This window comes from Sorangium sp. So ce726 (assembly GCF_051521405.1).
Taxonomy (GTDB): domain Bacteria; phylum Myxococcota_A; class Polyangia; order Polyangiales; family Polyangiaceae; genus Sorangium.
The window spans coordinates 13,171,341-13,197,258 of the sequence record NZ_CP150349.1 but is presented as its reverse complement, the minus strand read 5'-3'; the positions used below and the strand labels follow the sequence as shown (position 1 = coordinate 13,197,258).

The window sequence follows — 25,918 nt, the reverse complement described above, 5'->3', positions numbered from 1 at the left end:
GAGCTCGAATGAAACGGACGACGCTTCTCGGGGTCCTGGCGGCCGGGCTCGCGCTCGTGGCGTGCGGTGACGATGGGGGCGAGACCGCCCTCGGCGAGGACCAGCAAGTCGGCGAGCTGACGGCAACAGAGGCCAGGTGGGTGTGCGAAGATCTCGAGCAGCCGATGGAGCTCTCGAAAGTGGACCAGTGCGATCTCGTCGGACTGATCAGCAGCTCTGAGAAAGGGGAGTGCGTGGCCATCTGGAGAACGTGCCTCGCCACTGCTGGTGAGCCTCTGACGTCGAGCAGGTGCAACACGTCCGAGTTCAAGGGGTGCACCGCTACGGTCGCGGAGGTCAAGGCCTGCATGATCGCCGTCACCGACACCCTCAAGGCGCTCTCGTGCGGGTCCATCCTCGCCCTCCTGCAGACTCCTGAGGAGTGCGCGGGCGTCAGCGCGAAGTGCCCGTCGCTCCTCGAAGACGCCGTGGGCTTCTGAGGTCGCCGCTCGCCACGCTCACCGGTCGATCTCGGGCGCCACGACGTCGAAGCTCGCGATGCGACGTCGTCGGCAGGCAGGTCCCCGCCGCGTGCGCGCGTTCGTCGATCCTCTGGTGGACGGCCTCGCCGGCGCGCCGCTCCTCTGCGCCGCTCAGGCGCCCGCGACCTGAGGCGCGGACTCGTGGGCGCTCCGGCGCATCGACGAGCGCGGGGCGCGTGTATCGTCGAGGCGACGGGGTGCCTGCGGGTCCTGAACGGCCACGAACGCACCTTCCTTGTCAAGGAGAGCTCGAATGAGACGGATGACGCTTCCCGTGGTCCTGGCGGCTGGGCTCGCGCTCGTGGCGTGCGGTGACGAGGGGGACGAGACCGCAATCGCCCTCGACGAGAACCGGCAGCTCGGCGAGCTGACGACCGAAGAGGCCAGCCAGGTGTGCGACGATCTCAAACAGCCGATGAAGCTCGCGAAAGCAGACCAGTGCGATCTCGTCGGACTGCTCAACTCCTCTGAGGTAGAGGACTGCGTGGCCATCTGGCGGCAGTGCCTCCTCTCTGCAGGTGAACCTCTGACGTCGACCAGGTGCTTCACGTACGACTTCGAGGGGTGCGTCGTCACGGTCGCGGAGGCCAAGACCTGCCTGATCGCCATGGCCGACACCCTCAAGGCGCTCTCGTGCGGGTCCAGCCTCGACCTCTTGCAGCCTCCTGCGGAGTGCGTGGGCGTCCGCGCGTTCTGCCCGTCGATCCTCGAAAACGGCGAAGGCTTCTGAGGTCGCCCCTCGCCCCGCTGACCGGCCGCTCTCGATCCAGCCGCGTCACCGCATCGCACCGCCCCTTTGCCCTCGGTCGTCGCGCGCGAGCGTCAAGCTGTCGCCGCTCCTCGCATCCTACATCGGAGCACCTGCAGCGGTTTGCGCCCGGATCCGCGCCGGCCGTGCATCCCGGACCTTGACAGGTGACCAATTAGTAACATATCAAGGAGGTGACGGACGACGATCGCGTCTTCAAGGCGCTGGCCGATCCCACCCGGCGCTCTCTCCTCGACCGGCTCTTTGCGCGTGACGGCCTCACGCTCACGGAGCTCGAGTCCGAGCTCGAGATGTCGCGGTTCGGCGTGATGAAGCACCTTCGGGTGCTCGAAGCCGCGGGGCTCGTCGTCACGGTTCGATCAGGCCGGAAGAAGCTTCACTACCTGAACCCGGTCCCCATTCGCCAGATCCACGATCGTTGGATCGACAAGTACACCGAGGGGCGCATTTCGGCGCTCGTTGATCTGAAGAAACACCTGGAGAAGAACAATGACGACGAAGAGTGAGAAGCCGGTCCACGTCTATCGAGTCCACATCAAGGCGACGCCCGAGGCCGTCTGGGAGGCGATCACGAAGCCCGAGTGGATCGAGAGGTACGGTTACTGCGCCCGCGCGGAGTACGATCTGCGCCCCGGCGGCAAATACCAGGCGTTCGCGAGCGCGGAGATGGCCCAGCACGGCGGCCCCAACGTGATCATCGATGGAGAGGTCATCGAGGCCGATCCTCCGCGAAAGCTCGTTCAGACGTGGCGCATCCTCTGGGATCCCGAGATGAAGGAGGAAGGCTTCAGGCGACTTACCTGGGAGATCGAGGTGAGCCCTTACGGCATCACGTCGCTGACCGTGACCCACGAGGTCGGCGACGCGCCCAAGACGGCTGCCATCACCTCGGGCGCGATCAAGGAAGCCGGCGGTGGCTGGAGCTATATCCTGAGCGATCTGAAGACGCTCCTCGAGACAGGCAAGACGCTCTCGGCAGCTTGAGCCCCCACGACGCGGCATCCGGGCGCTTGCGTGGGTGCCGCGGGCTCGAGCCCCGTGCGGGTGGAGCTCCGCCGCGTCAGTTCGATCGGACGCTCCTGGAAGCGCTGCACGAGCCGCCCAGCGCGCGCCGCCTCAGCGGAAGCGGATCTCCAGCAGCCGATAACGAGACAGCAGGCCGACGCGCAGCCCCATGCGGATCGACGCCTCGTTCTGCCGCGAGCACCCTGCGATCGGGTTCAACCCGCGCGCGAGGCAGTGCTCCACCATGTCCCGCATCATGTACACGGCATAACCTCGATTCCGGAACGGCGTATCCACGGCGATCCCGAGCTCGACGTCGGGGCGTCCCGGGATCACGGGGCGCACGATACCGAAACCGATGAGGCGCTCGTCCTGCTCGAAGAGCAGGAGCTGCTCCCGCTCCACCACGCCGCGCAGCCGCTCGGGGTGAGTGAACACGTCCTGATCGACGGCGGCGATGCGCGGCAGATCGTCGGCCCGCGCGAGCCGCTGTGAATAGCGCATGCGCGGCAGCTCCGGCAGCTCCCGTCGCGCGAACTCGCGGACCAGCGCGCCCCTCACCGTGACGCCGGCCTGGAGGTCGATCGCGCACGCGAGGAACATGTGGTCGAAGGTCTTGACCAGCGCCGCGCGCGGCCGTTGCGCTTCGACGAACAGCGGCAGAATCTGGTGCGCATACGCCAGAAACTCGGGGCAGACATGGTACTCGACCAGCATGTCGCCGCCCGACACGACGCAGTAGCCGGCCGGCCGTCCCCTGGCGTCGATACGAAAATACGCCCCATCGGCGACGAGCGCCTCGACGAGCCCGTCCTGCGCGCAGGGCAGCTCGTCCAGGTAGCGCTCGCGCAACGCGCCGAGATCGGCGATCGACCCCACGCGCGTGAACTCGGGTCTGATGTTCATGGTGCAGCGTCCTCTGCCGATCGAGCCGTCACTCGCCCGGCCCGAGCGCCTGCGGCACGTCGCCGAACAGGATCTCGCTGGCCGTGCCGACCATCACCGCGCCCGCGAGGCCGATGGCCGCCGCGATCGACGCGACGCCGGCGATCCGCGTCGGCTTCATCTGCCACCACATGAAGAGGCCCGAGATGGCCCACACCACCATCGCCAGGCCCAAAAGATCTTCGAACAGCGCCCACAACCAGCGGGCGCCGAGCTTCATCGGGAAGTGGTGCGTGGTGTGGAGCTTCGCGAAGAGCTGGCTCACGCCGATGCTGGGCCATTGATCGCTGCGCCGGCCGGCGACGCTGCCGGTCGCGATGTCGTAAGCGACGTTCCAGGACACGCCCTCGCGATCGCGCACGCGAAACTCGAGCTCGGGCGCGAGCTCGGCTTGCCCCCGCAGGGGACCAGGCACCTTCAGGCCCTTCTTCTCCAGGAGGCCTGCCAGCCTGGCCTCGACGTCGGTCAGGGAATACTGGGGCAGGTCCGGCGCAGCGCCGCTGAACGGCGCCTTCGCCCCGGAGGGGCGCGCCCTTCGAAACGCCAGGATCCCCGCGGAGCGCTCCAGATCGAGCAGGAGCATGTGCTGCCCCTCGGCGTCCCGCGCCTTGAGCACCGCCACGCCGTTGAACCGGCTCGCGAAGCCCGGATCCAGCGTGTACGCGCCCGCGTCGGCGCGGTTCATCTCGGCGACGACGGCCTCCGCGACGGCCTGCGGCCGCCAGGGGGTGAGCCCCGTCAGCTGCGCCATCTCGTCGGGCCCGACGCGCTGCCCGCGCACGTCCTCACCGACGTTGGGGTGGTTGAACAGGACGCCGCTGGCCCCGAAGAACAGCAGCCACGGCAGCAAGAAGAGCCCCGTGTACATGTGGATGCGCCGGATGATCTTGAGCGAGCGGGCCCAGATCGGGCGCGGCGGAGGTCGCGAGCTGGCCATAAAACGCGAAAGGTGACGGGATCGGGAGCGACTCGGCACGAGTCGCCCCCGATCCGCGTGGGTTGAAGCCGATCCGAGGTGCTTTATTCGAAGTAGAGCCGCAGGCCGCGGTAGCCGGTGCCCGTCTCGGGGTTGTAGTTGTTACGGCACTGGCCGCCAGCAGAGTTCGTGCACTGCCCGTACCACTCGTTCTCCGCGCGATCGCCGCTCTCGATCTCGGCTGCGGTGGCTTGATCGACGTAGCACTTGTAGTCCCCCACGCCGTTGAACTCGAGGTGCGCTCGCTCGTCCTGGTACGAAGCCTCCCCTGAGATCGCGAGGAACTGGTTGCGGCTGCTGAAGTCGCACAGGGCCATGAAGTTGCAGCCGTGTTGCAGCGCCGCACGGCAGTCGAGCGGATCGCCGCCGCCGCAGCCGTTGCTGTAGAAGTCGGTGCCTGCGGGCAGCGCCGGGCAATCGTCGCCGCCGGGCACAGCGGCCTTGCTGGTGAGCTGGCAGGCCTCTTCCCCGGGCACGGTGCACTTGCCCGTCATCCGACCCGAGGCGTCGAAGCCGGCTTCGCACGGCGTGCCCGTCGCGAGGCGCCACTTCACCTTGCGATCTGCGGGCGCCGCGCGCCCGGCGAACGCCATCGCGGGATCGTTGCCGCAGCGCACGTCCCAGATGCAGTTGTTCTGCCGGAACGCGCACACCGGCTCGCCGATGCCAGGAATCGCGCCCTCCCCGTTCTTGAGGATGTCGCACGAGTCGAGCACGAACAGGTACTCGCCCGCGGACGGCGACAGCGGACCGCAGGCGGCGACGGGCTCGAATGCGCCAGAGCTCGCGCAAACGCTCGTGTTCGTGCCGCCGCGGCCGGCGCTGCCGGCGCCGCACGACCCCTTGAGGGTGGCGTCGTCCAGGGTCGCGGTGCAGCTGTGGTTGACCTTGGCGCCCTTCAGGAAGGCCGGAGTTCCCGCTTCAGGCGTGCCGGCGTTCGGCGTCTGTGCGTCGGCGAGCGCGGTGAGCACCTGCGTGAAGGCCACGCCCGTGCGGTTGACGCTGCCGGTGATGGTGCGCTTGTCCGCGCACTCCGCCTGGAACACGCAGCCATCCTGGATCACCTTGCAATCGCCCGCCTTGATGGTCTCGCCGCCGGCGCCAGCGCCCTCGCTGCAGATCACGAGGTCGTCGATCACAGCAGGCAGCTCCATGCAGGGCAGGCCCGGCAGGATCACCGGATCGGACGACAGCTCGCAGGTCTCGGTCGCCTCGCCGGTGGTCCGGGCGCACGCTGCCTTGAACACGCCGTTGACGGTGAGCTTGCCCTCGCAGACGGTACCGACGCTCGCGTCCTCCGACGCGAGGCGGATGTCGCCGTCCTCGGACACCGAGCCCGTGTAGATCTTGCCGCTGCAGTTGGCGCGGAGCGACCCGTCCTCCTGCGTCACCGAGCACAGCGGCCCGAGCCCGAGCGCGTTGCAGCCGGTCAGCGACAGCACCTCGGGCACCGCGGGGAACGGGCTCGGGGAGCCGCCACCCTCGCCAGCGCCCCCACCCGAGCTGGTAGACCCGCCGCCGCCCGCCCCGCCGGTCTCGTCACCAGAGCCGCCAGAACCACCGGAGCTGTTGTCGGAGCCGCCAGAGCTGTTGTCGGAGCCACCGGAGCCGCCAGAGCTGTTGTCGGAGCCGCCAGCGCCTTTGCCGGAGCTGCTGCTGCTCGTCGCGCTGCCAGCGCCGCCCCCGCCGGAGCCGTTGTTGTCCGCGTCCGAATCGTCGGAACAGCCCACCACCACGGCAGCGGCGAGCACCATCCAACCTAGCCAACTACGGTGTTCGAACATTCGCATGATTCTCTCCTTACGACCCATGCCAGCGCCGTGCGGCCGTTCACACGCCGAGCGCGAGGCCGCCATGTGGCAGGCTTTCCATGAAGTTGCAAGTCATTTTCATTTTCAACTTGTAGCTGGTCGCTCAGGGAGTGCTCCTCGGTGGAGGAAAACGAACTAATAGTGATTAAAAACACAAAAACTCGGCGGTAACACCGCCGAGTTTGGACATAATGTCACTTCATATAGACGTTATGTCACGAAAGGCTGGCCTGCCTCGGGTGCGCGGTCACCGGGTCTCCTGCGTGTGGACGCGCGCCTCGTCGTCGAGCAGTCCGTGCCTCAAGCGCTGCACCGCGCGTTCGGACAGCCGATCGCGCCGCGCGCGTCACCTGGCGCGGGCCCAGCGCCAGAGTTCGCGGAGGGTCGGCGTCGATCCATGGGAGAGGACGCCTATCCGGAAGATCCTTGCAGCGACCCAGATGAAGAGCAGCACGGTCGCGCCGGTGCCGCCGATGGCGACGAGGATCTGCCAGAGCGGCGGATCGGAGACGAGGACGCGGACGAACATCACCATCGGGGCGTAGATCGGGATCATCGAGAGCACGACGGCGAGCGTCGAGCCGGGGTGACCGGCGATGACCACAAGGAAGAACGGCGGCGCGGAGAGCGCCATCGAGATCGGGCTCATCAGCTGCTGCGCGGCCTTCTCGGAGCTCGCGGCCGCGCCCCCGACGGCATAGACAGCCACGTTCACGAGATACCCCAGGAGAAAGAAAACGACGAAGTACACGGCGACCATGGGACGAAGCAGGGTCTCGGCGTCGATGAGGCGCGGCCCTCCCAGCGCGCCGATCGCGACGCCCGCGACAGCCGCCATCCCGAGCCACACGACGATCTGCGTGAGACCGGCGGCGGCGAGGCCGAGGATCCTCCCGGACAGGAGCTCGAACGGCGTCACCGAGGAGAGGAGGATCTCCATGATCCGGTCCGACTTCTCCTGCACGATGCGGCGCAAGATCTCGCGACCATTCAAGAGGATCGCGACGAAGAGCAGGCCGCCGAAGCCGAAGGCGACGAGCATGTCGAGGTCGCCGCCGGGGCCCCCAGGGCCGCTCGAGGAGAGAGGCGCTGAATCGAACGCAGGGGGCGACAGGAGGCCCTCGATCTCGGCGGCCTCGCGGCCGCGCGCCGTCCACCGCGCCACGGCGACGCCGCGCGCCACCACCGCCGCGGCGTGCTCGACGGCATCGAGGTCAGCCCCCTTCGCATACAGCGCGCCTCGCGCGCCGGGATCCTCGAGCATCGCGGGCGGGAGCACCAGCACGCCGTCCACGCCGTGCGCTCCCGTCTCGACGCCCGCCCTCGCGCCGTCGAGCAGCGCCGCGACGGCCGCGCTCGTGGCAGCGGCGTCCCCGGGGGCCACGTAGGTGAGCCGCAGCCGGGCGGCCTTCGGGAGCACCGCGCTGCCCATGGCGGCGCCGAGCGACCTCGCGGCGGACCGCGCCGACGCCTCCTCGGCGAGGCCCGCAGAGGCGGCCTCCACGACCCCGCGGAGCCGGCCTGTCCCGTCGACCACGACGACCGAGCGATCGCCGGCGCCGATGGCGACGATGAGCGCAGGGAGCAGGCCCACCGCCGCGAAGAGGACCGGCAGGAGGAGCGTCGTGAGGGCGAAGGACGCGGTCTTCACCGAGGCGACGTACTCACGCTTCAACACGACGAGGATGCGGCTCACGATGCCTCCAGCGCCGCGCCCCGGCCCGGGCGCGCCCTGTGGGCGAGCGGCGGCGGGGCGCCCTCGCCGACGACGCGAGAGAAGATCTCGCCGAGCGACGGCGACGAGATCTCGAACCGCCGCACCCGGAGGCGCGAGAGCGCCGCCGAGAGCGCCCGCTGCGCGTCGCCGGCGTCGCGCAGCACGAGCTCCGCCACGCCGGGCTCGATCCGCGCGCTCACCACGCCGTCGACGCCGAGGAGGAAGGTCCCGTCGCCGTCGAACTCGATCCGCGCGGTGTTGCCGGCGAAGGACGCCTTCACCTCGCCGACGGGCCCCTCCAGGACGACGCGCCCCCGATCGACGACGACCACGTGGTCGGCCAGGCTCTCGGCGAGCGGCATGACGTGGGTCGAGAGCAAGAGGGTCTTTCCGGCGGCGCGGAGCTCCCCGAAGAGCCGCTTCACGAGCACGGCGTTGACGGGATCGAGGCCCGACATGGGCTCGTCGAGGACGAGGATCTCCGGGTCGTGGACGAGCGCGCCGCAGAGCTGCACCTTCTGCTGGTTGCCCTTCGACAGCGTCTCGATCCGGGCGCGCGCGACGTGCTCCAGCTCGAGCGACCGGAGGAGCCGCGCGGCGCTCTCGCGCGCGCGGCGCGGGCGGACGCCCTTGAGCTCGCCGAGGAAGGCCAGATGCTCGGCGACCGGCATCTGCTTGTACAGGCCTCGCTCTTCCGGGAGGTACCCGACGCGATCGCGGATCGCGACGCTGTCGCACCTGCCCCCGAGCACCTCGACCGCGCCCTCGTCGGGGAGGAGGATGCCTGTCACGAGGCGCATCGTCGTCGTCTTCCCAGCGCCGTTCCGGCCGAGGAGGGCGGTGGCGCCGCCGCGCTGCACCTCGAACGACACGCCGTCGACGGCCCGGCGCGACGCGAAGACCTTCGTCGCCCCGCGGAGCGAGATCGCGGGCGTCATCGGCGCTCCGGGGCCGAGGCGCTCGCGGCGCGGTCGCCGGGCGCGGCGCGGCGATAACACACCTCGCGCAGCGCCACGCGCTTGAACTCGTCCGCGTCGGCGAAGCCGGCGGAGCGCAGCGCGCCCGCCGGATCGGGCGGCACGGGCGCGCCCAGGCAGCGCTCGAAATACCACCGGATCAGGTCGCCTTCGGCCATCCCGGCGTCGGAGAAGGCGGGGTTCGACAGGCCGAGCTCGGCGAGGCGCTGTTGCTTGTCGCGGGCCCGAGAGAGCAGCTTCGCGTACTCGCCAGAGACAGAGAGGTGGTCGCGGACGTGGCCTTGCGCCACCTCGTCGACGGCCTTCTCGACCCAGCCGATGAGCGCCTCGTCGCGGAGCAGCCGCGTCAGCTCGCCCCAGCCGACGCTGAACTGACCCATCCACGCCTTCACGTCGTCCGGCTCATAGAGCCGCCGCTCGCGGCGGAAGGCGTCGGACGTCCTCTCCAGCGCGGCGTTGTCCACGGTGAGGCCGCGCCGCTCGGCCTCCTGCAGCGCGAGGTACCGGAGCATGGCCCCGCGCTTCGCCCGGCCGTAGGCCGCCGCGTCGAGGCGGAGCTCGTCCAGGATGCTGTCGAGGGCGACTGTCTCATACGGCGACGGGTCGCCGGCGCTCGGGCGCTCCGCGGCGACCATCTCGCCGGCGGCCTGCTCGGCGCGGCACCAGAACTCGGTGACCTCGAACCTGTACGTGACGGTCTTCAGCGAGAAGCCCGCCTCGGCGCGCGCGCGGAGGTGCCGGAGCAGCGCGATCGCGTCGTCGCGCTTCTGGTTGACGCGCCCCTTCGGGAGGAAGTCGCGCAGCGACGCGAGCTCGCTTTGCGGGACGCCGTGGCGGGACGCGGCGTCGAGGATCACGGGATAGACGCGGTCGGGATAGTAAAGAGACTTTGCGACAGCCGTGACCGCGTCGCGCGTGGCGGCGGTGATCACGCCCGTGGCCGCCGCGGCGTCGAACGTCCTGCGGAGGTTGACCATCGCCTCGGAGCCGGCGCGAAAGCCGCTGTCCGCGGGGCCGTGGACGACGGCCACCTCGTCGTCATCCTCGATGAGGCCGTCGCGGTACCCCTCGAAGATGGCGCCCACGCCTTCCATGCCGAAGGCGGAGAGCTCGGCGGCGCGCAGCGCCCCCATGCTGGAGCTCCCGAAGACGTGGATGCCCTGCGCCATCGCAAAGAGGATCTCCTTGTGCCAGACCGCCGGGACCCGCTCGAAATAGCCGTCGATGATCGCGATCGCGCTCGGGCGCTTCGCGCATGCCCGGTAGACGTCGCCCTGCGAGACCGGCGGCAGATAGATGGCGTCGAGCTCCGCCCGCGCGGCCTCGAGCGAGAGGGTCGGACCGATGAAGACGATGATGCTCATACGATCTCCTTCAGGCTCGCTGCGCTCCCGCTCCGGCGCTCGAGCGCGCGGCGGAACCGGCGGCCAGGGATGTAGTTGGGGAACGAGTGGATCCCCTCGAGTCCGGGGATAACGATCTTGACGACGGGGATGCCGAACTCCGGCTTCGTGAGATCGAAGGCGACGACGCTGTCGATCCCGACCGCGCGCAGCCGCTCGATCTGCCAGGCGACGTCGTCCTCGAACGTGTCGCCCGCGAACGTCGGCCCCGCGGAGAACGGGCGCTCTCCGCGCGCCGTCAGCAGCTGGCGGAGGTGCCGGACCTGATCGGGGCTCCGGTGGCGGTCGTACTCGGTCCGGAGGAGGTCGTCGCGCGCGCCCGAGATGACCGTGAGCCGGGTCTGCGCGGCCTCGGTGAGGGCGCGCAGCAGGGCGACGGCGCGCGACGGATGGCAGCCTTGCCCGCCGGAGCCGTGGAGCGCCCGGACGGCGTCCTCCGTCCGCTCGGCGATCAGACACTCGTACGAGGGGATACCGACGTCGGAGGTGGTCTCCCACGCGCCGACGGCGATCCCGGCGGCCGAGAATTTCGCGAGCACCTCGCGGCAGCCGGGATCATCGATGCTGTCGAGATCGAGCCGCCTCGCGTCCCGCTCCTCGTCGGTGAGCGCCCCCCACACGGCCGTGGCGTCGCGCTCGACCACCTCGCAGATGCCGTAGCTCACCGCCTCGAGGAGCCCGTTTCCCGACGAGAGCCCGTTGGTCGAGCAGCAGAAGATACCCGGGTTGACTCGGCCCGTCGCGGTGGCGTTGACGTGCACGAGCTCATACGGGACCCACACGGGGGCGCCGCGCAGGAGGTCGTAGCCCTCGGCCCACAGGAGCGGGGTGTCCTCGTCGAGCGGCGCGCTCGAGGTCCGCGGCAGCGCGGAGACGTCGGCTATCGCGTGGGAGCGCCGGAGCTCGCGAGAGGAGCCGAGGAGCAGCGGCCGGATGATGTTCTCGCCGTGGTAGGCCTCGATCGACTCCATCAGCCCCGAGACCTTCGCCGCCGCGAGCGTCAGCCCCTTTCCCTGGCTGACCGAGAGAGAGCGCGAGTTGGGGCGGCAGACGACGACGACCGGTATCCCGATCGCGTCGAGCCCCGTGACGTTGGCGATCCGCGTGATCCCCATCGCCGGCATGAAGCCCTTGATCCGATCGAGGGTCTCCTCGGGCGAGGCCGCGCGGTGGGTGCCGTTCTTGAAGCGCTTCTTCTCGGGGCCCGAGAGCCCCGGCATGAGCGGAAGCTTGGTCTGAGTCTCCACGATGCTTCTCCTTCGCTCTGCGCCCGTGGCGGGCGCGGCTCGAGTTCGTTCTCGTTCAAGTGCTCTGCAAACCGAGGACCACCGGCCTGTCGCGGCGGCCGTCGCCGCGGCAGGCGTCGCGCCGCGCGCGGGCGATGGCCGTGACGAGCCGGCGCTCCTCCGGCGACACGCCCGCGGTGAGCTCCGCGGCGCGCGCGAGCGCGGCCGCCCTGCCGGCGTCGTCCCCCGCGGCGGCGGCGACGTCGGCCTCGAGGTGCGCCGCGGCGAGCGCGAGCAGGGGCGCGCTCCGCGGGGCGGCCCCCCCGAGCGCGGCGAGGCGCGCGCGCAGGCGATCGAGGTGCGCCCCCGCCGCCCCGGCCTCCCCCCGCGCGAGGGCCGACTCGGCGCGCGCGTGGAGCACGGCGAGCTCGCCGTAGGGCGAGCGCCACACGCGGGCGCGCGCGGGCCGCGCGCCATCGAGCCACGCGCGGGCCGGGGCCGCGTCGCGGCGCGCGAGGCCAAGCGAGATCGCGTTCTGCGCGGCGAGCGACGCGAGGTCGAAGAGGCCGATCCACGCCGCGTGACAGGCCGCGATCTCGAAGAGCGCCGCCGCTTCGGCGAGCTCGCCCGCGGCCGCGACGCTGCTCGCGAGGCGCACGCGCACCATGAGGGCGCGGCGGAAATCGGCGAGCTCCTCGGCGAAGGCGAGCGCCCGGCGCTGGTGCGCGAGGCCGCGCTCGTGCTCGCCGCTGGCCGCGTGCGCGGCGCCGCGCCACGCGTGCGCGGCGGCGAGGCACTGCGGCGGCGCGTCGCCGCGCGGCGCGGCGAGCAGGGCGTCGAGCCGCGCCTCGTGCTCGGCGCGGCGCTCGTCGGTGGCGCACACGAGCGCGGCGTCGAGCTCCGCCCAGCAGCGCTCCGCGGCGGACGCGCCGGGCGCAAAGCGCTGCTGAGCGACCTCGTCCCGGAGCGCGTCGAGCGCGGCGGTCTCGCCCAGGTTGTGAAGCGCGGCCAGGAGGACGCGCCGCGCGAGCGCGCGGCGGCGCTCCGGGAGGCCGAGGCGGAGCGCCGCCTCCGCCGCCTGCCGCGCGAGGGCGGGGCGCGACATGCGGAGCATCGTCCTCGCGAGCGCCACGAGCGCGTCGGCCCGCGCCGCGGGCGAGAGGTCGGGCGACGCCAGGGCGTCGCCGAGGATCGCGGCGGCCTCATGCAGCGCGCCGGCGCGGCAGAACGCTTCGCCCCGCGCGACCGCCGCGGGCCCCGGCATCACCGCGGGGGCGGCCGCTTCGCTTCCGGGCGCGGGCGCGGTCGCGACGCGGAGGAGCCCCGGCCCCTCCTCGATCTCGGCCACGATCGCGGCCCACCCGGGGCTCGGGCGCCCGCTCGCGGTGAGGACGAGGGCGAGCGGCTCCGCCTCCAGGGCGCGCGCGAGGAACGCGACGGCGTGCTGCGTGTCGGCGTCGGCGCCGTCGACGCCGCGGAGGACGAGCACCGTGGGCTCGAGCGTGTGCTCGGCGAGAAAGACGCGGAGCGCCTCGGCCACGGAAGTCGGGTCGGGCGGCAGCGGGCACTCCGGCGCGTCGTGCGCGGCCTCGATGCGGCCGAGGGCAGCGAGGAGCGCGCCGCCCGCCGGGTGGGCGTCCGCAAGGGCGCGCAGCAGCGCGAACGGCGCGGACATCCCGCCGGCGGGCGCGGCGGGCGCGATGAACCGGAGGCCGTCGCGGCGGGCTGCGTCGCGGAGCGCGTCGAGCGCGGCGCCTTCGCCGGGGTCGAGGAGCGCGGTGACGGGCCGGCGCTGCTCGGCCGCGCGGGCGAGGCGCTGCCACGCCTCGCCCGGCGAGACGCTCGGCGGGCGAGCCCGCGGCGGCTCGTACGGGGCGCCTGCCTCGGCAAGCGCGTCGGCCACCCACACCTCGAAGGCGAGCGTGAGCCCGAGGCGGTTGTGGAACGTGTGGGCGAGGTTGGTCACGACGGTCCCGAGCGGCACGCCGAGCGCTCCGCGCCGCGACGCCTCGACGAGCTCGGGCAGATCGGCGTCGAACGCGGTGAGGAGCGCGCGCTCGCCGTCGACGAGCTCGCCGACCGCGGCGAGCCCGTCTCCCCGCACGAGCGCGCGCACCAGCGCGACCGACTCGGCGTCCGGCGCCGCGCAGGCGAGCTCCATGCCCGAGATCGCGCGGCCGAACGTGCGCCAGTGCCGCGCGTACCCCGCGAGGAACGACCGCCGCGCGTCGCCCGCGACGCCCGCGCGCGCGAGCAGCGCGTCGAGCGCGCACGCCGCGACGAGGGCGCGCGCCCGCGGTCGCCCCGCCGTCTTCCGGATGCAGCCGAGCGCGAACCTGCTCGACGCGAAGAACTGCCGCTCCGCGATCTCCATCCCCGCGGGCCCTCCGTGCTTCTCGAGCTCCGGCTCGTACGCGGCGGCCTCCGCGCGCGACACGGCGGTGCAGCACGCCGCCGCGGCGTCCACGCGCGCCGCCACGTCGACGGGGTCGCGACCGGGCGCCACGCGCACGCGCAGCCGCAGGTGGTCGCCTCCCTCGGCGTACCGGAGGAAGAAGAAGCGATCGATCGCGCCGCTCTGCTCGAGCTCGGACACGAGCGGATCGATCAGGCCGAGGAGGAGCGCGTCGGTCCCCTCGCCCTCGGGGCCCCGATCGTGGAACAGCTTCCGGTAGATCCAGCTCATCGCGCGCTCCTCTCGCCGTCGATCTCGACCAGCAGCTCCGCCGCGTGCGGCCTCCCGTCGAGGCGCAGCCACGACGCCTCGGGCTCCGGCAGGAGCTCGGTGAAGACGAGGTACCCGCTCCTCCCGTCGCTGGGACCGCCGAGCAGGCGAGCCAGCCCGATCAGCGTGAACGGGCTCTCCCAGTCGACGTACATGTTCGTCTCGGTGAAGCCGTAGCCGGCCGCCTCCCGCCCGACGTACCGGGCGAACCCCCGGCTCGGGATCTCGAGCTCGCGCCGCAGGCGCGCGATCGCGCGGAAGTACGACGCGTACGGCTGCTTCGGCTCCTTGCGCGGGACCGCGCTCACCGGGATCGCCCACCGCGCGCGCTCCACCACGACGCGACCGACCGTGAGGCGCGGGCGCCGCGGGGCCAGCGCGACGCCCCGGGCGAGATCGAGGCGATCGAGCACGTTGTAGAGATCCGCGCGCTCCGCCACCGTGTCGTCGCGGAGCCGCGGCGAGAGCGCGCGGAGCAGGAAATGCGGATCGGGGAGCGCAGCGTCCCGCAGGAAGCCGAGGTGGAGCGGCTCGATCTCGCGGCCGAGGCGCCGCGATCGGAGCCGGAGCTCGACCGCCGCCGCGTCGAAGCGGAGGGAGAGATCGCGGAGCGGCAGGACCTTGTCGCCGGGCGCGCTCGGCTCCCACGGGAGCTCGAGCGCCCACTCCGTGAGGCGCGGGTGCACCTGGAAGTTGAGGCCGAGCGTGGGCGAAAGCTCGACGGGGAGCGGACCGTCCTCCTGCGCCAGGCGGCGGCGGATCGCCTCGAGGGCCTGGGGGGCGCGCCCCGCGGGGTCCGCGAGGTAGCGCGACAGGTACTTCGCGCGCCCGGCCTGCGCGCCGTTGAGCACGACGCGCGGCTCGCCGCTGTCGCGCGGGCAGGGAGGCGCGATCTGGAGGAAGAGCGCCATCGACGACGGCGCGTCCGGGGCGGGGAGCCCCTCGAAGAGCCCTGGATCGAGGCGCACGACGTCGCCCGTCGCGGCGGCGGCGACGCGGCCGAGCTCCGCGTCGATCCAGCGGATCGGCTCGGACGCGCCGCGGATGAGCGCGACGCGCCGCGGGTCCTCGAGGATCTCGGTCACGAAGCCGCCGACGTCGTCGCACACGCCGTCACGACCGAACCGCTCGACGAAAGCCGCGCAGAGCCGGCGGTGCGCGGCCCCGCAGGCGCTGGCGCGCACGAAGCGCACGACCGGCTCGAGCGCCGCGGCGAGCGCCCCGCGCGTGGCAGGGAGCTCCGCGCCGAAGGCGCCGTCCACCATGACATCCTCGAGCACGGAGGAGCGCCCAGGGCCGCGTCCGAGCTCGGTGGCGAGGCGCGCCCGCGCCTCGACGCCGGCGGTCGCGTAGTCCTCGAGGCGCCGCGCGACCGAGCGGAGCTCGTCCGGCGCGCCCGCGCACCCGATCTCACCCAGGGCGTCTGCGGCGGCGCGCAACGCCGCAGGGGTCGGCCCCATCGGGACGCTCGCCGGCTCGAGCATACCCGCCTCGACGAGCTGCTCGAGGACGTCGCGGCACGCTCGCTCGTCGGCGTCGTCCGACGCGAGCGCCCGGGCGGCGTCCTCGAGCGTGCGCCCCTCGGCGCCCTCGACGAGGCGGGCGACGGCGGGGGTCCACCCGAGCGACATCAGCTCGCCCGACCCGGCGCGCGAGAACACGATCGACGGCGCGGCTCCCGCCGCGAAGCGCCGGAGCGGGTTCATCCGGAGCGGCAGGCGCGCGCGTGCGTGGGCGTGAGCCGGCTGCTGAGAAGACATCGCGCGCGCGACGAGCTCCCCGGCGTGCGCGAGCGCGAGCTGCGGGAGGCTGCGCCACCGCGCCTCCGCGGGCGCGTGCGGCGCGTGCGGCGCGTGCGGCGCGTGCGGCGCGTGCGGCGCGTCGCAGACGCCTTCGGGCGGCGCGGAGAGGTCGAGCAGCGCGACGCCCGCGAACCCCGCGAACGGCGTCGTCCGTGCCGTGGCGCGGAAGACGTAACGCGCGATCGTGGCCTCGCGGATCTGCTGCGCCGAGGTGAGCGGCGCGCCGCTCGGGATCTCCGCGAGCTTCTGCGCCGTGGTACAATGGTCGGCGCTCGAGAGCAGGATCCCCCCGAGCAGGCGCGAGCTCCCGAGCGTCTGCCGGAAGCGCTCCGACGCGGCGATCCACTCCGCGGCGAACGTCGCCTCGTAGCGCTCCTCCAGCGCGGCACACCGGGCCGCGCGCGCGTCGACGAGCGCGAGCGCGGCGCGCGCCCCTTCCGGCGGCGCGGTCCTCGCGCCCTCGAGCGCGCCGGCCGTCACGGCCTTTCCGTTGAACAGCCGCCGCTTCACCTCGAGCGCCGCGCGGCGCAGCGCCTCGTCCTCGCACCCGCGCACGACGTCGAACATGCGCGCCGCCGCATCCGCCCGCGCGGCCGCGAGCTCGAGCTCGGCCACGGCGAGCTCGCGTTCGACCGCGGGGCTCTCGCGAAGGCGGAGCCCGACGAGCGCGTCGGCCGGCATCCCCGCGACGCGAAGTGCGCCCCACGCCGCGATCTGGAACCGGGGGCTCATCGCGGCTGCCCTCCGCGAGGCGCCTCTCGGGACGCCGGCTGGCGGTGCCCTCCGACGGCGAACGCGAAGAACGCCGTATGATCGCGGCCGTCGAGCCCGAGGACCTCGTCGACGACCGCGGGGGCGAAGCCGCCGGTCGCCGTGTAGGTGAGCCCGAGCGTCTCCGCGACGAGGTAAAGGCGGTCGGTGAGCCACCCCGCTGCGAACGCCGCGCCCCGGTAGCCGCGATCGCCGAACGCCACGAGCCACCGCCCGATCGGGACCACCAGGAAGAGCACCGCCGCGCCCATGGCGTGCTCGCGTTGCAGGATCGCGGTCTCGGCCATCCACGCGCGCGACGCCGGACCGATCGGCGCGAGGTGATGCTCGCCGCGGTCGTACCGGTGCGCGCCGGGCGGGACACCGTCGACGTCGAAGACCACCGGAAACAGCAGCGGATCGAGCGTCGCGTCCGCGAGCCCTGCAGGCCGCGCCGCGGCGGCCGCGAGCAGCGTCCCGAGCGTCGCCGCGTCGAGGGCTCCCGCCGAAAGCCTTCCGCTCCGCCGCGCGGCGATGACCGACACGAGCGAGCGCTGGACCGACTCGAGCGCGCGCGGCGCGGGCAGCGAGAGGGCGCGCTCCACGTTCCCGGGCAGCGGCGACGGCGCGGGGAGCGCCGGCTCCGGCGACGGCCGCATCTCGGGGTAGCGGCTCGCGACGACGAGCTCGGCGACCCCCCGCAGGGGCTGGGTCGCCGCGGCGAGCGTGGACGAGATCCTGTGATCAGCGAGAGACATCGCGGGCCTCCGTGGCTGCGCCCCTGAGCGCGATGAGGAGATGCGGTGCGAGATCGATGCCATCGACGCCGACCACACGTGCGACGACCTCGTCGTCGAACGTCCAGACCGCCGTCGCCGCGAGGCCGAGCTCCTGGGCGAGGAGCTCCACGCGGTGGGCCATCAACCCGGCGTCGAGCAGCGCGTAGGTGTACCCGCGCGCGTAGTACTTGGAGCACGCCCGCGCGACCGAGCCGACGACGACGATGACAGCGCCCGCGGACTCCACGGCCGCGGCGTGCTCGGCGCTCCCGCCCGCGAGCACGGCGCGCGCGAGGGCGCCCGCAGCCACGCCGGCGCGGAGCGGCGCGAGCGCTCGCGCGGCGAGCTCGAACCGGTGGACGCCCGCCGCGATCCCGGGGACCCGCGCCACGGCCACGTACGCCTCCGCCGAGCCGAGGTTCCCGGCCGACGCGGTGTTGCGACGCACGTGAGCCTCGCCCTCGGCGCGGCGCTCGACGCGCCCGCCGAAGCTCAGCTCGAGCAGCGCGCCGAGCGCGCCCGCGTCGAGCGTCCCCGTCGCGTCGCGCCGGCGCGACAGCGCGGCCCCCGCCCCCGCGGGCGCGCCGAACGCCGCGCCGAAGGCCGCGCCGAGCGGCGATGCGACCTGCGTGCCGGCGCCCTCTGGAGACCGCCGCGGCGACGGCGCGGCCGGCGTGCTCTGCAGCCTCCGCACCTCCGGGCTGATGTGCGCCTGCATCCCCGCGTGCTGGCCGATGTGCCACGGCTGGACGACCGTCGTGTTGTGGAACATCCGCGCGAGGCTCTCCGCGTGGCCGGACGAGAGCGTCGCCGTCCGCGGCGGCGCGTCGCCGCCGCAGAGCGGGCAGCTGGGCAGCCTGGTCATGAAGGGGTGGAGCGCCGTCTCGCCGGCGCCGGGCCGCCACACCTCGACGTGCTCCAGCGGGGCCACCGCGAGCAGCCCGCTCGCGTGGAAGATCACGTGCTGCGCGACGCGGCTCACGAGCGCGCGCCCCCAGAGCGCGCGAGGAGCGCCGTCGTCGAGCGCCGGATCCGCCGGGGCAGCGGCGATCTGAAGCCGAACGCACGCCGGGCACGCGGACGCCCCGGGGATCGTGAGCGGCCCGATCGTCCACGTGCCGGGGTTCGCCGCGAGCATCGGCACGCGCGCCGCGATGCACGCGCGCGCCGCCGCCTCGAGCGCTTCCTGGTCGCCGATCACCACGGCCAGATCGACCTCGCCCTGCGCGAGCTCCCCGGCGCTCGCGGCGAGGCGGACGTCGGCGACGCCCGCCTCGCGGAGCATCGTCACGAGCATCCCCGCGAGCGGCGCATCGCCGTCCCCCAGCGCGCGCACGCGCGCGCCTTCGAGCGCCCGCTGCGCTTCCCCCCGGCTGCGGTTGCGCCCGGTCCGGCGGAGGTACCTGCTGAAGAACGCGCGCTGCGCCCGGCGCGGCTCCTCGGCCTCGTCGGCCGCGGCGCCCTCGCCCTCCTCGAGCATGCCGTGCATGTGCATCAGGTGGATCGCGTCCCGCAGATCGGAGGCGACAATACCCGGGAACGCGGCCTCGACGTCGCCGACGGTGCGCGTCCCGTCGAGCAGCGGCACGAGGTTCTCCATCACCCACGGGAGCGACGCTCCCTGGATGATCTGCGCCTCGCCGCCGAGGACGTGGAGATCTCCGCCCGGGAGCGTCACGCGGAGGAGATCCTCGACGAAGCGCGGGCGCTCCGGGCAGCGAAGCTCCCAGTAAAGCTCGGCGAAGCGGCTGAGATCGCGGGCCTCGTAGGCATCATCGGACGGGCTCATCGTTCACCTCCCACGCCGGATGATCCGGCGATCGCGAGCGGGTGCTCGGCGAAGTACCCCGCGAGCGACGCCCCGCGCCCCGCCGCGTGCTCGCCGGCGGCGCACCGCCCGCACAGCCCGACCCGGGCGAAGCGCCGCGCGCGGAGCGCGCCCGACGTGACGTCACACTCCCAGAAGCGCCCCATGCGCGCGGCTCCGGCGCGGGGCGGCTCCGGCGCGCCGCGCTCCTTGAAGAGCGCGAGCGCCTCCGCGGCGAGCAGCGCCGCGGCCTGCTCGGTGACGGCCGCGAGCTCGCCCTGGAACCAGGGGCGAAGGTCGCCCGAGGCCCCGAGCGCCTCGAGGGCGTCGTGCGCCTCGAGGTCCAGCGCGACCGAGCGCACGCGCCGCGAGAAGCAGGCGAAGCACGGCGTGCGGCCGGGGACGATCGACGGCCCGATCCGGAGCTCGTGCGCGAGCAGCGTGCCCGACGTCCAGGCGACCTGCGCCGCGAACGCCGCCGCGTCGAGCGCGAGCGCCGCCGCGGGCCGGGGGCGATCGGTCGCGAGGACGATCACCGCGTCGGGCAGCGCTTCCGGCGCGCCCGTGCCCAGCGCCGACGTCGTGACCCGCGCCCCCGCGCCGGTCAGGAGCTCCGCGCAGCGGGCGCCGAGCTTGCCGTCACGGATGACGTGCACCGTGGGCGCGCCGGCGGCGCGCTCCGAGGCCGGGCTCTCCTCAGGCGAACGGGATCGGATCATCGGTGATCGACTCCTCTGTGCGAGCGCCGTACCCGAGCCTCTCCGGCGCGTCGTACAGGCGAGGGTGCGCGAGGTACCGCGCGTGGTGGGTGAAGCTGATGGGCAGGAGCTCGGGCACGATCACCTTCACGACGACGATCCCGAAGTCGCGGACCTCGGGCATCGTCACGTCGACGGCGACCACCTCCATGCCGAGCGCGGCGAGCCGCGCGACGATCGCCGCGAGCGGGTCATCGCCCTCGATCGGACGGGGGAAGGCGGTCGCGACAGGCGCCTCGCGCGTGGCAAACGCGAACCGCGCCGGCCCGTCGGGCCCCGCGTAGAGGCGCCCGAACGACTCGGGTGTCTGATCGGCGTCGGCGAAGAACGACGCCCGGGTGACCGGCGGAGCGGGCTCGCTCAGCGCCACCCGCAGGCTCCCCACCTCTTCGAGGACGCGCGCCGCCGCGGCCTCGCCGTCGGGGCGGCAGGCCGCCATCGCGATCGCGTGCGGCGCGCTGTGCGCGCACGTCTGCACGGCGCCGATCACGGGGACGCCGACATCGGTCGTGAGATCGAGGAGCGTTGTCTCCGTTCCCGCGGCCTCGGCGCTGCGAAGGAGCGCCGCGACGAGCGGGCTCCGCGCGCTCCCGGGCGCGATGCGCGGCATCCGGAGCTGGTGCAGCCAGAACAGCGCGAGGCTGTCGCGCTCGATCACCTCGCACAGGCCAGAGAGGATCGCCTGCCGGAAGCTCGCGCCCGCCGCGAACCCCGTCGAGAGCGGGAAGAGCGCGTGCTCGCGGATCGGCAGCGGCAACCCCATGTACGTCGCCGTGAGCGGCACCCAGATCGGGCGCTCGTGGGTGAGCGAGAAGCCGCGCACCCAGAGCTCGTCGCGATCCGGATCGGGCTCGCGCAGGCGGAAGGTCGACGGCGCGCGGGCCCGCTCGCGCGCAGAGCAGCGCGGCAGCCGCGCGGGGTCGAGCGCGCGATCGCCGAGCGAGCGCGGCGTCGCGCGCAGCACCCCCTCGGTCGGGTACATGACGCCGCAGTAGCGCTCGAGGGCCTCGCAGACGGCCCGGATCTGGGCCGTGGTCTCGTCGACGGCCGTGCCGGAGCCGGTGAGCGACCCGAGCTTCGAGCCCGTGCGGGACGGGCCCGGGTGGAGCGCCGCGGGCCTGCCGAGGAACGCGGTGAAGCCGTGCATCTGCCCCTCGAAGCCGGGGGGAAAAATGAAACGCCGGACACGGCGGATGATCCCGCAGCGCTCGTCGATGAGCGGCGCGAGGCGATCGATGAGCGAGATCTCCGGCATGGTGGCGACTCCTTGAGCGGGGCAGGCGGCGCCCCAGGAGCCCGGACGCGCAAGCGCAACGCGCGTCCGGGCCGCCCAGGGTGCGCCTACGGGTTCACTTCTTGTCGGCGCCGAGCTCGACGCCCTTGGCGATCGCGGCCGAGACGAGGGCGTCTTCGCCCATGACGTCGAGCGCCTTGTCGTGCATGCGGATGACGCTCTCGAGCTGCCCCTCGTCGAGGCTGTCGAAGGACGAGTTCGACGAGACGCTGATCGAGCTGACCGAGGAGAAGCACCCGCTCGTACAGGCGGAGCTCAGCGGGACGGCCTGGAGCGTCTCGTTGCTCTTCTCGCTGATCTTCTTGAGGGTGAGCTCGAGACGCTGCACGCCGGCCTTCGTGTCGACGACGTCGGTCGCGCCGGCGGTCGTCTGCGTCTCGAACATCGACTCGGTATTCTGGATGGTGAGCATGGCAATCTCCTTACAGACGTTGACTACGTATCGACGCGCGCGGTCGCTCGCGATGATTCGCGAACGACCGCGCGCGCCCTCTCGGATGCGCTCCGAAGAGTCCTTGAGGTCCAAGGCGGCATGCCGCCTGTGACACCCCGTGATCGTCGAGTCGGACAGCGAGCGTGCCTTCCGGCGCCGCGCCAGCCCCGAAGCTCGCGGTCCTTAAAGCAACGCGCATGCCGCCGGGCCCGAGCTCACGACCGCAGCCCGGGACCGGCGGAGCGCCGCCCAGGGCGAGGGCGGCATCCCCACGATGCGGCCCTCGATGCGCAACTACGCGCGCAAGTGAGCGAGGTTTCGCTCAACATGCGCACGCATGTCTCCGAGGGCGCCTCGGGGACGAGGAGCGCGTATCGTTCCCGCGAGGCACCGAAGCACCATGCGTCTAGACCGGCTCTCCCTCTCTCTCCTGCAGCTCGTGCTGCTCGCGGCGTGCGTGCAGCGCCTTGACCCGGACGACGGCGCAGGGACGGGCGCCGGGCCCACGTTCCCCTGCCCGCCGGGCGCGGTGGAGACCGGCGCGGACTGCGTGCCGGCGGGGGTCCCGCCCGAGCGGTGCGGGAGCGGCTTCACGCCCGACGAAGCGCAAGGCTGCGTGCCCGTCCTGCCGGCGGAGGCGGGCCCGCCAGGTCAGATGGCCGTCCCCGGCGAGGCGGCGTGGCGTGAGGTCGCTCCGTGCGGGACGGGCCCGTGGGGCAGCGCGCCGCTCGATGAGACGACCGAGTTCGTCGACGCGGCCTACGCCGGGGCGGACAGCGACGGCACGGAGGCCAGACCGTGGACGGCGATCCAGGACGCGATCGACCACGCCGCCGAGGGCGCCCTGATCGCGATCGCCGAGGGCAGCTACGCCGAAGAGCTGCTGATCTCAGGGCAGCCCGTGCGGCTCTGGGGCCGGTGCCCTGCGCGCGTCGAGATCGTCGGACCGCCCGCGGCGATCGCCGTCCAGGTCGACAGGGGCGCGAGCGCCACGGAGATCCACGACCTCGCTGTCCGCGGGCAGGGCATGGGCCTCGGTGTGGCGAACGCGCGCGATGTCTTGATCGAGCGGGTGTGGATCCACGACACCAGCGATGTCGGCGTCCTCGCCGCAGGCCTGCAGTCTGCAACGAGCCTGACCGTGCGCGGGGCGCTCGTGGAGCACACCACGGGCGCGGGCATGGTCGTGGCGGACGCCGCCGTGACGCTGGAGGGCACGGTCCTGCGCGATATCGATCTCGCCACCGGGGATCCGGGGCACCCGTTCGACGGCTATGCGATAGCGATGCAGGTCGAGTCGTTCGAGCGCCGCGCGAGCGTGACGGCGCGATCCGTCGTTATCGAGCGCGTCGGGGGGCTCGGTATCAGGTTCTCCGGGGCGGACGGCGTCGTCGAGGACAGCGTCGTCCGCGACGTCGCCTGGCTCGCGGAGGACCTACCGGGCACCGGGCTCGCGGCGACCCACATCCCGAGCTTCGATCCCGGGACCCTCACGGTCCGGGGCAGCGTCCTGGAGCGGAACCACACCGCCGCCATCGCGATGATCGGCGCGGAGGCGACCATCGAGGCGACGGTCGTGCGCGACACGGGTCTGGTGCTGACAGAGGGCGATCCGGGCCACGGCATGGGCCTCTACACCGAGCCGAGCCGCATCGACGGCCGCCCCGCCCGCGTGGCGCTGCGGCACATCCTTGTCGAGCGGAGCCGCGAGAGGGGGGTCGTCGTCAACGGCTCCGACGTCGAGATCGATGGCCTCCTCGTGCGGGAGATCCTCCCCGGCGCGCCGGACTACGGCGCGGGGCTCGAGATCGCGTACGATCAGCGGCGCTCGAGCGCCCAGGTACGCGGCAGCGCGGTGGAAGGCAGTTACGGGATCGGGATCGCTGTCTTCGGGGCCGACGCGACCCTGGACTCGACCGTGGTGCGCGACACGAGGCCGCTGCCGTCGAACGAACAAGTCGGCCGGGGCGTCAATGTCCAGTCGCTGCCCGACCTCGGCGAGCGCGGGATCGCGAGCCTGCGCAACGTCCTGATCGAGCGGAGCAGGGACGGCGGCATCTTCCTCAGCGACTCGGACGCGACCGTCGACTCGACAACGATCACGGACACCCTGGGGCGCACGCTCGACGGCGGGAACGGCTACGGATACGGCATCATCGCCTACAACAACGAGACGGGTCAGGCGGACGCCGTCGTCCGGGACAGCGTGATCGAGCGGAGCACCGCGGCGGGCATCTACAACGTCGGCGCGACGGTGCGGCTCACGTCGACGACCTTCACGTGCGAGCCGCTCGACCTCGTGAGGTACGTCGATGAGCGCTCCCCGGCGGTCTACGAGGATCTGGGCGGGAACGTCTGTGGCTGCGATGGCCGCACCATCGACTGCAAGGCGGAGCCGACGCGCCTCGAGCCCCCCCGCGCGCTGCCTCCGCCTCCGCCTCTGCCCGAAAGCGAGGACTGAGATCCCCGTTCGTCGGCTCCCACGTGAAGCCCCTCGCCCCGCTCACCGGTCGATCTCGGGCGCCACGACGTCGAAGCTCGCGATGAGCGCCACGAGGTCGGCCAGGAACAGCCCGGGGCTCTTGGCCTCGATCATCGCCATCGCGGTGAAGCTCCCTGTCCGGAAGCGCGCCCGATACGCCTCCTCCGCGCCACGCCCGATGACGTAACAGCCCATGTCGCCGCGGGCGCTCTCGATGCGAGCGTACGCCTCCCCGTCGGGCCGCATCTTCTTCGGCAGCTTGCCCAGGATGTCGTCCTCCGGGTGCTCGTCGATCTTGTCGAGCGCCTGGCGGAGGATCTTCGCCGACTCGCGGCACTCCTCGACACGGACGTAGAACCGGTCCCAGCAGTCTCCCACGGTCCCGTAGCGCCCGCGGCCCACGGGCACCTCGAACTCGAGCTCGGGGTAGACCGAATAGGCGTCCTCCTTGCGGAGATCCCATTTCACGCCGGACCCACGCAGGTTGGGGCCGACGAGCCCCCAGTCCTTCGCCTCCTCGGCCGTGACCACGGCGACGTTCGCGAGGCGCTTGATGAAGATGTCGTTCAGGCTGATGAGCCGGTCGAACTCGACCATGATCGGCTCGAAGCGGTCGAGCCAATGCTTCACCTTGTCGGCCCACCCCTTCGGCATGTCGAACGACACGCCGCCGATGCGGTGGTAATTGAAGGTGAGCCGCGCGCCGCACAGCTCCTCGATGAAGTCGTTGATGTACTCCCGCTCTCGCAGCGCCCACGGAAAGGGCGTGACCGCGCCGACGTCCATCGCCATCGCGCCGAGCGCGATCATGTGGCTCCCGATCCGGTTGAGCTCGCAGGAGATGACGCGGAGGTACTGCGCCCGCTTCGGCACCTCGATGCCCATCAGCTTCTCGCAGGCGCTCGCCCAGGCCTCGTTGGCGAACATCGCAGCGATGTAGTCGACGCGATCCGTGTACGGCATGAAGCCGCTGTACGTGCAGCGCTCGCCGATCTTCTCGATGCTCCGGTGCAGGTAGCCGACGTCCGGCACCGCCTTCCGGATGATCTCGCCGTCCGTCGAGATGACGAAGCGGAGCACGCCGTGGGTCGACGGGTGATGAGGCCCCATGTTGAGGGTCATCTCGTCTTCCATCTCGGCGCCCGGCTCCGCGCCCCCGCGGTCGACGCTGAAGATGACCTGGCTCATGACGCCTCCGCGTCCTTCTTCGGGAGCTTGATCTTGAAGAGCTCGACGGGGTTCGGCCGCTGCGTCGGGATGCCGTGGTACTCGGCCTTCTCCTGCCAGTCCTTGCGCAAGGGGTGCCCCTCCCAGTCATCGGGCAGGAGCAGGCGGCGGAGGTCCGGGTGCCCCTCGAAGCGCACGCCGAGCAGGTCGAAGCACTCCCGCTCCTGCCAGTTCGCCGCCGACCACACGTCGACGAGCGTCGACACCGCCGGGCTCTCCCGGTCGAGGAACACCTTCAGGACGACCCGGTGCTTCTTCGCGTACGAATAGATGTGATAGACGACGACGATCTTCTTGAGATCGGGATAGTCGACCCCGGTGATGCACTCCAGGTAATCGAAATCGAGCTCCGGCGCCTCGCGCAGGAGCCGGCACACGGGCTCGATCTTCGCGGGCGCGACCTGGAGCCAGGCGTCGCGATCCTTCGGGGAGACAGGGTGGAAGTCGAAGACCGCGTCTTCGCCGAGCTTCGCCTGGAGCGCCTGGAAGATAGCTTCGGGTGACATGGGAG

21 protein-coding genes are annotated in these 25,918 nt (G+C 72.5%); 5 read left to right on the top strand and 16 right to left on the bottom strand.

The genetic code is table 11. From position 1 onward, the window contains the following. Positions 1–8: 8 nt before the first annotated feature. From WME79_RS49245 to WME79_RS49230, 4 genes are all read left to right on the top strand, one after another. Positions 9–479, top strand: a complete 471-nt coding sequence (locus WME79_RS49245) for a hypothetical protein (protein WP_437530069.1) — start codon at positions 9–11, stop codon at positions 477–479. Between the two features lie 295 nt (positions 480–774). Beyond that, positions 775–1,251, top strand: a complete 477-nt coding sequence (locus WME79_RS49240; RefSeq protein WP_437530067.1) for a hypothetical protein — start codon at positions 775–777, stop codon at positions 1,249–1,251. Between the two features lie 212 nt (positions 1,252–1,463). Next, the gene (locus WME79_RS49235; protein WP_437296829.1) at positions 1,464–1,796 is read left to right on the top strand and encodes an ArsR/SmtB family transcription factor; all 333 of its coding nucleotides are present in this window, start codon (positions 1,464–1,466) and stop codon (positions 1,794–1,796) included. Then, a complete protein-coding gene (locus WME79_RS49230; protein ID WP_437530063.1) occupies positions 1,780–2,274 on the top strand; it encodes an SRPBCC family protein in 495 nt (164 codons plus the stop codon). Before WME79_RS49235 ends, WME79_RS49230 begins: the two co-directional genes overlap by 17 nt. A 132-nt stretch (positions 2,275–2,406) precedes the next feature. On the opposite strand, the gene WME79_RS49225 is transcribed toward WME79_RS49230, so the two are convergent. The 14 genes from WME79_RS49225 to WME79_RS49160 all read right to left on the bottom strand — a co-directional run bounded on the left by WME79_RS49225 (position 2,407) and on the right by WME79_RS49160 (position 21,677). Next, positions 2,407–3,201, bottom strand: coding sequence for a GNAT family N-acetyltransferase (locus WME79_RS49225; RefSeq protein ID WP_437530060.1), 795 nt, complete (start codon positions 3,199–3,201; stop codon positions 2,407–2,409). A 28-nt stretch (positions 3,202–3,229) separates the two neighbouring features. Beyond that, a complete protein-coding gene (locus WME79_RS49220) occupies positions 3,230–4,177 on the bottom strand; it encodes a PepSY domain-containing protein (protein ID WP_437530058.1) in 948 nt (315 codons plus the stop codon). A gap of 83 nt (positions 4,178–4,260) precedes the next feature. Beyond that, the gene (locus WME79_RS49215; protein ID WP_437530055.1) at positions 4,261–6,006 is read right to left on the bottom strand and encodes a hypothetical protein; all 1,746 of its coding nucleotides are present in this window, start codon (positions 6,004–6,006) and stop codon (positions 4,261–4,263) included. A gap of 367 nt (positions 6,007–6,373) precedes the next feature. Beyond that, on the bottom strand, positions 6,374–7,723 hold the full coding sequence (locus WME79_RS49210) for an ABC transporter permease (protein WP_437530053.1): 1,350 nt from the start codon (positions 7,721–7,723) through the stop codon (positions 6,374–6,376). Beyond that, positions 7,720–8,682 carry an ABC transporter ATP-binding protein gene (locus WME79_RS49205; RefSeq protein WP_437530051.1) on the bottom strand — a complete coding sequence of 321 codons (963 nt, stop codon included), beginning with the start codon at positions 8,680–8,682 and terminating at the stop codon, positions 7,720–7,722. Before WME79_RS49205 ends, WME79_RS49210 begins: the two co-directional genes overlap by 4 nt. Beyond that, a complete protein-coding gene (locus WME79_RS49200; protein ID WP_437530048.1) occupies positions 8,679–10,085 on the bottom strand; it encodes a TfuA-like protein in 1,407 nt (468 codons plus the stop codon). Before WME79_RS49200 ends, WME79_RS49205 begins: the two co-directional genes overlap by 4 nt. Continuing rightward, positions 10,082–11,371, bottom strand: a complete 1,290-nt coding sequence (locus WME79_RS49195) for a YcaO-like family protein (protein WP_437530045.1) — start codon at positions 11,369–11,371, stop codon at positions 10,082–10,084. Before WME79_RS49195 ends, WME79_RS49200 begins: the two co-directional genes overlap by 4 nt. Before the next feature lie 55 nt (positions 11,372–11,426). Continuing rightward, positions 11,427–14,036: a thiopeptide-type bacteriocin biosynthesis protein gene (locus WME79_RS49190; RefSeq protein ID WP_437530042.1), complete on the bottom strand. Its 2,610-nt coding sequence runs from the start codon at positions 14,034–14,036 to the stop codon at positions 11,427–11,429. Then, complete coding sequence (locus WME79_RS49185; RefSeq protein ID WP_437530040.1) at positions 14,033–16,609, bottom strand: lantibiotic dehydratase; 2,577 nt, start codon at positions 16,607–16,609, stop codon at positions 14,033–14,035. The genes WME79_RS49190 and WME79_RS49185 overlap by 4 nt, the downstream gene beginning before the upstream one ends. Next, entirely contained in the window at positions 16,606–17,385 is a 780-nt protein-coding gene (locus tag WME79_RS49180) for a nitroreductase family protein (protein WP_437530037.1), read from the bottom strand. Before WME79_RS49180 ends, WME79_RS49185 begins: the two co-directional genes overlap by 4 nt. Further along, positions 17,372–19,195 carry a SagB family peptide dehydrogenase gene (locus WME79_RS49175; RefSeq protein WP_437530034.1) on the bottom strand — a complete coding sequence of 608 codons (1,824 nt, stop codon included), beginning with the start codon at positions 19,193–19,195 and terminating at the stop codon, positions 17,372–17,374. Before WME79_RS49175 ends, WME79_RS49180 begins: the two co-directional genes overlap by 14 nt. Beyond that, complete coding sequence (locus tag WME79_RS49170; RefSeq protein WP_437530032.1) at positions 19,192–19,932, bottom strand: hypothetical protein; 741 nt, start codon at positions 19,930–19,932, stop codon at positions 19,192–19,194. Before WME79_RS49170 ends, WME79_RS49175 begins: the two co-directional genes overlap by 4 nt. Then, positions 19,910–21,226 carry a YcaO-like family protein gene (locus WME79_RS49165; RefSeq protein WP_437530029.1) on the bottom strand — a complete coding sequence of 439 codons (1,317 nt, stop codon included), beginning with the start codon at positions 21,224–21,226 and terminating at the stop codon, positions 19,910–19,912. The genes WME79_RS49170 and WME79_RS49165 overlap by 23 nt, the downstream gene beginning before the upstream one ends. Before the next feature lie 94 nt (positions 21,227–21,320). Beyond that, positions 21,321–21,677, bottom strand: coding sequence for a hypothetical protein (locus WME79_RS49160; RefSeq protein WP_437530026.1), 357 nt, complete (start codon positions 21,675–21,677; stop codon positions 21,321–21,323). A gap of 421 nt (positions 21,678–22,098) precedes the next feature. Between WME79_RS49160 and WME79_RS49155 the strand changes: the two genes are divergently transcribed. After that, positions 22,099–24,159, top strand: a complete 2,061-nt coding sequence (locus WME79_RS49155) for a hypothetical protein (RefSeq protein ID WP_437530024.1) — start codon at positions 22,099–22,101, stop codon at positions 24,157–24,159. Between the two features lie 42 nt (positions 24,160–24,201). Here the strand turns inward: WME79_RS49155 and WME79_RS49150 are convergent, their stop codons facing one another. After that, positions 24,202–25,368 (bottom strand): NADH-quinone oxidoreductase subunit D, encoded by a 1,167-nt coding sequence (locus WME79_RS49150; RefSeq protein WP_437530021.1) that lies wholly within the window; start codon positions 25,366–25,368, stop codon positions 24,202–24,204. Then, complete coding sequence (locus WME79_RS49145; protein WP_437530019.1) at positions 25,365–25,913, bottom strand: NADH-quinone oxidoreductase subunit C; 549 nt, start codon at positions 25,911–25,913, stop codon at positions 25,365–25,367. Before WME79_RS49145 ends, WME79_RS49150 begins: the two co-directional genes overlap by 4 nt. Positions 25,914–25,918: the final 5 nt, after the last annotated feature.

What these genes read in the sequence shown, in the direction of transcription:
- WME79_RS49245 (WP_437530069.1), top strand. Translation starts at nt 9, where the DNA reads ATGAAACGGACGACGCTTCTCGGGGTCCTGGCGGCCGGGCTCGCGCTC.
- WME79_RS49240 (WP_437530067.1), top strand. Translation starts at nt 775, where the DNA reads ATGAGACGGATGACGCTTCCCGTGGTCCTGGCGGCTGGGCTCGCGCTC.
- WME79_RS49230 (WP_437530063.1), top strand. Translation starts at nt 1,780, where the DNA reads ATGACGACGAAGAGTGAGAAGCCGGTCCACGTCTATCGAGTCCACATC.
- WME79_RS49225 (WP_437530060.1), bottom strand. Translation starts at nt 3,201, where the DNA reads ATGAACATCAGACCCGAGTTCACGCGCGTGGGGTCGATCGCCGATCTC.
- WME79_RS49220 (WP_437530058.1), bottom strand. Translation starts at nt 4,177, where the DNA reads ATGGCCAGCTCGCGACCTCCGCCGCGCCCGATCTGGGCCCGCTCGCTC.
- WME79_RS49215 (WP_437530055.1), bottom strand. Translation starts at nt 6,006, where the DNA reads ATGCGAATGTTCGAACACCGTAGTTGGCTAGGTTGGATGGTGCTCGCC.
- WME79_RS49205 (WP_437530051.1), bottom strand. Translation starts at nt 8,682, where the DNA reads ATGACGCCCGCGATCTCGCTCCGCGGGGCGACGAAGGTCTTCGCGTCG.
- WME79_RS49200 (WP_437530048.1), bottom strand. Translation starts at nt 10,085, where the DNA reads ATGAGCATCATCGTCTTCATCGGTCCGACCCTCTCGCTCGAGGCCGCG.
- WME79_RS49190 (WP_437530042.1), bottom strand. Translation starts at nt 14,036, where the DNA reads ATGAGCTGGATCTACCGGAAGCTGTTCCACGATCGGGGCCCCGAGGGC.
- WME79_RS49185 (WP_437530040.1), bottom strand. Translation starts at nt 16,609, where the DNA reads ATGAGCCCCCGGTTCCAGATCGCGGCGTGGGGCGCACTTCGCGTCGCG.
- WME79_RS49180 (WP_437530037.1), bottom strand. Translation starts at nt 17,385, where the DNA reads ATGTCTCTCGCTGATCACAGGATCTCGTCCACGCTCGCCGCGGCGACC.
- WME79_RS49175 (WP_437530034.1), bottom strand. Translation starts at nt 19,195, where the DNA reads ATGAGCCCGTCCGATGATGCCTACGAGGCCCGCGATCTCAGCCGCTTC.
- WME79_RS49170 (WP_437530032.1), bottom strand. Translation starts at nt 19,932, where the DNA reads ATGATCCGATCCCGTTCGCCTGAGGAGAGCCCGGCCTCGGAGCGCGCC.
- WME79_RS49165 (WP_437530029.1), bottom strand. Translation starts at nt 21,226, where the DNA reads ATGCCGGAGATCTCGCTCATCGATCGCCTCGCGCCGCTCATCGACGAG.
- WME79_RS49160 (WP_437530026.1), bottom strand. Translation starts at nt 21,677, where the DNA reads ATGCTCACCATCCAGAATACCGAGTCGATGTTCGAGACGCAGACGACC.
- WME79_RS49155 (WP_437530024.1), top strand. Translation starts at nt 22,099, where the DNA reads ATGCGTCTAGACCGGCTCTCCCTCTCTCTCCTGCAGCTCGTGCTGCTC.
- WME79_RS49150 (WP_437530021.1), bottom strand. Translation starts at nt 25,368, where the DNA reads ATGAGCCAGGTCATCTTCAGCGTCGACCGCGGGGGCGCGGAGCCGGGC.
- WME79_RS49145 (WP_437530019.1), bottom strand. Translation starts at nt 25,913, where the DNA reads ATGTCACCCGAAGCTATCTTCCAGGCGCTCCAGGCGAAGCTCGGCGAA.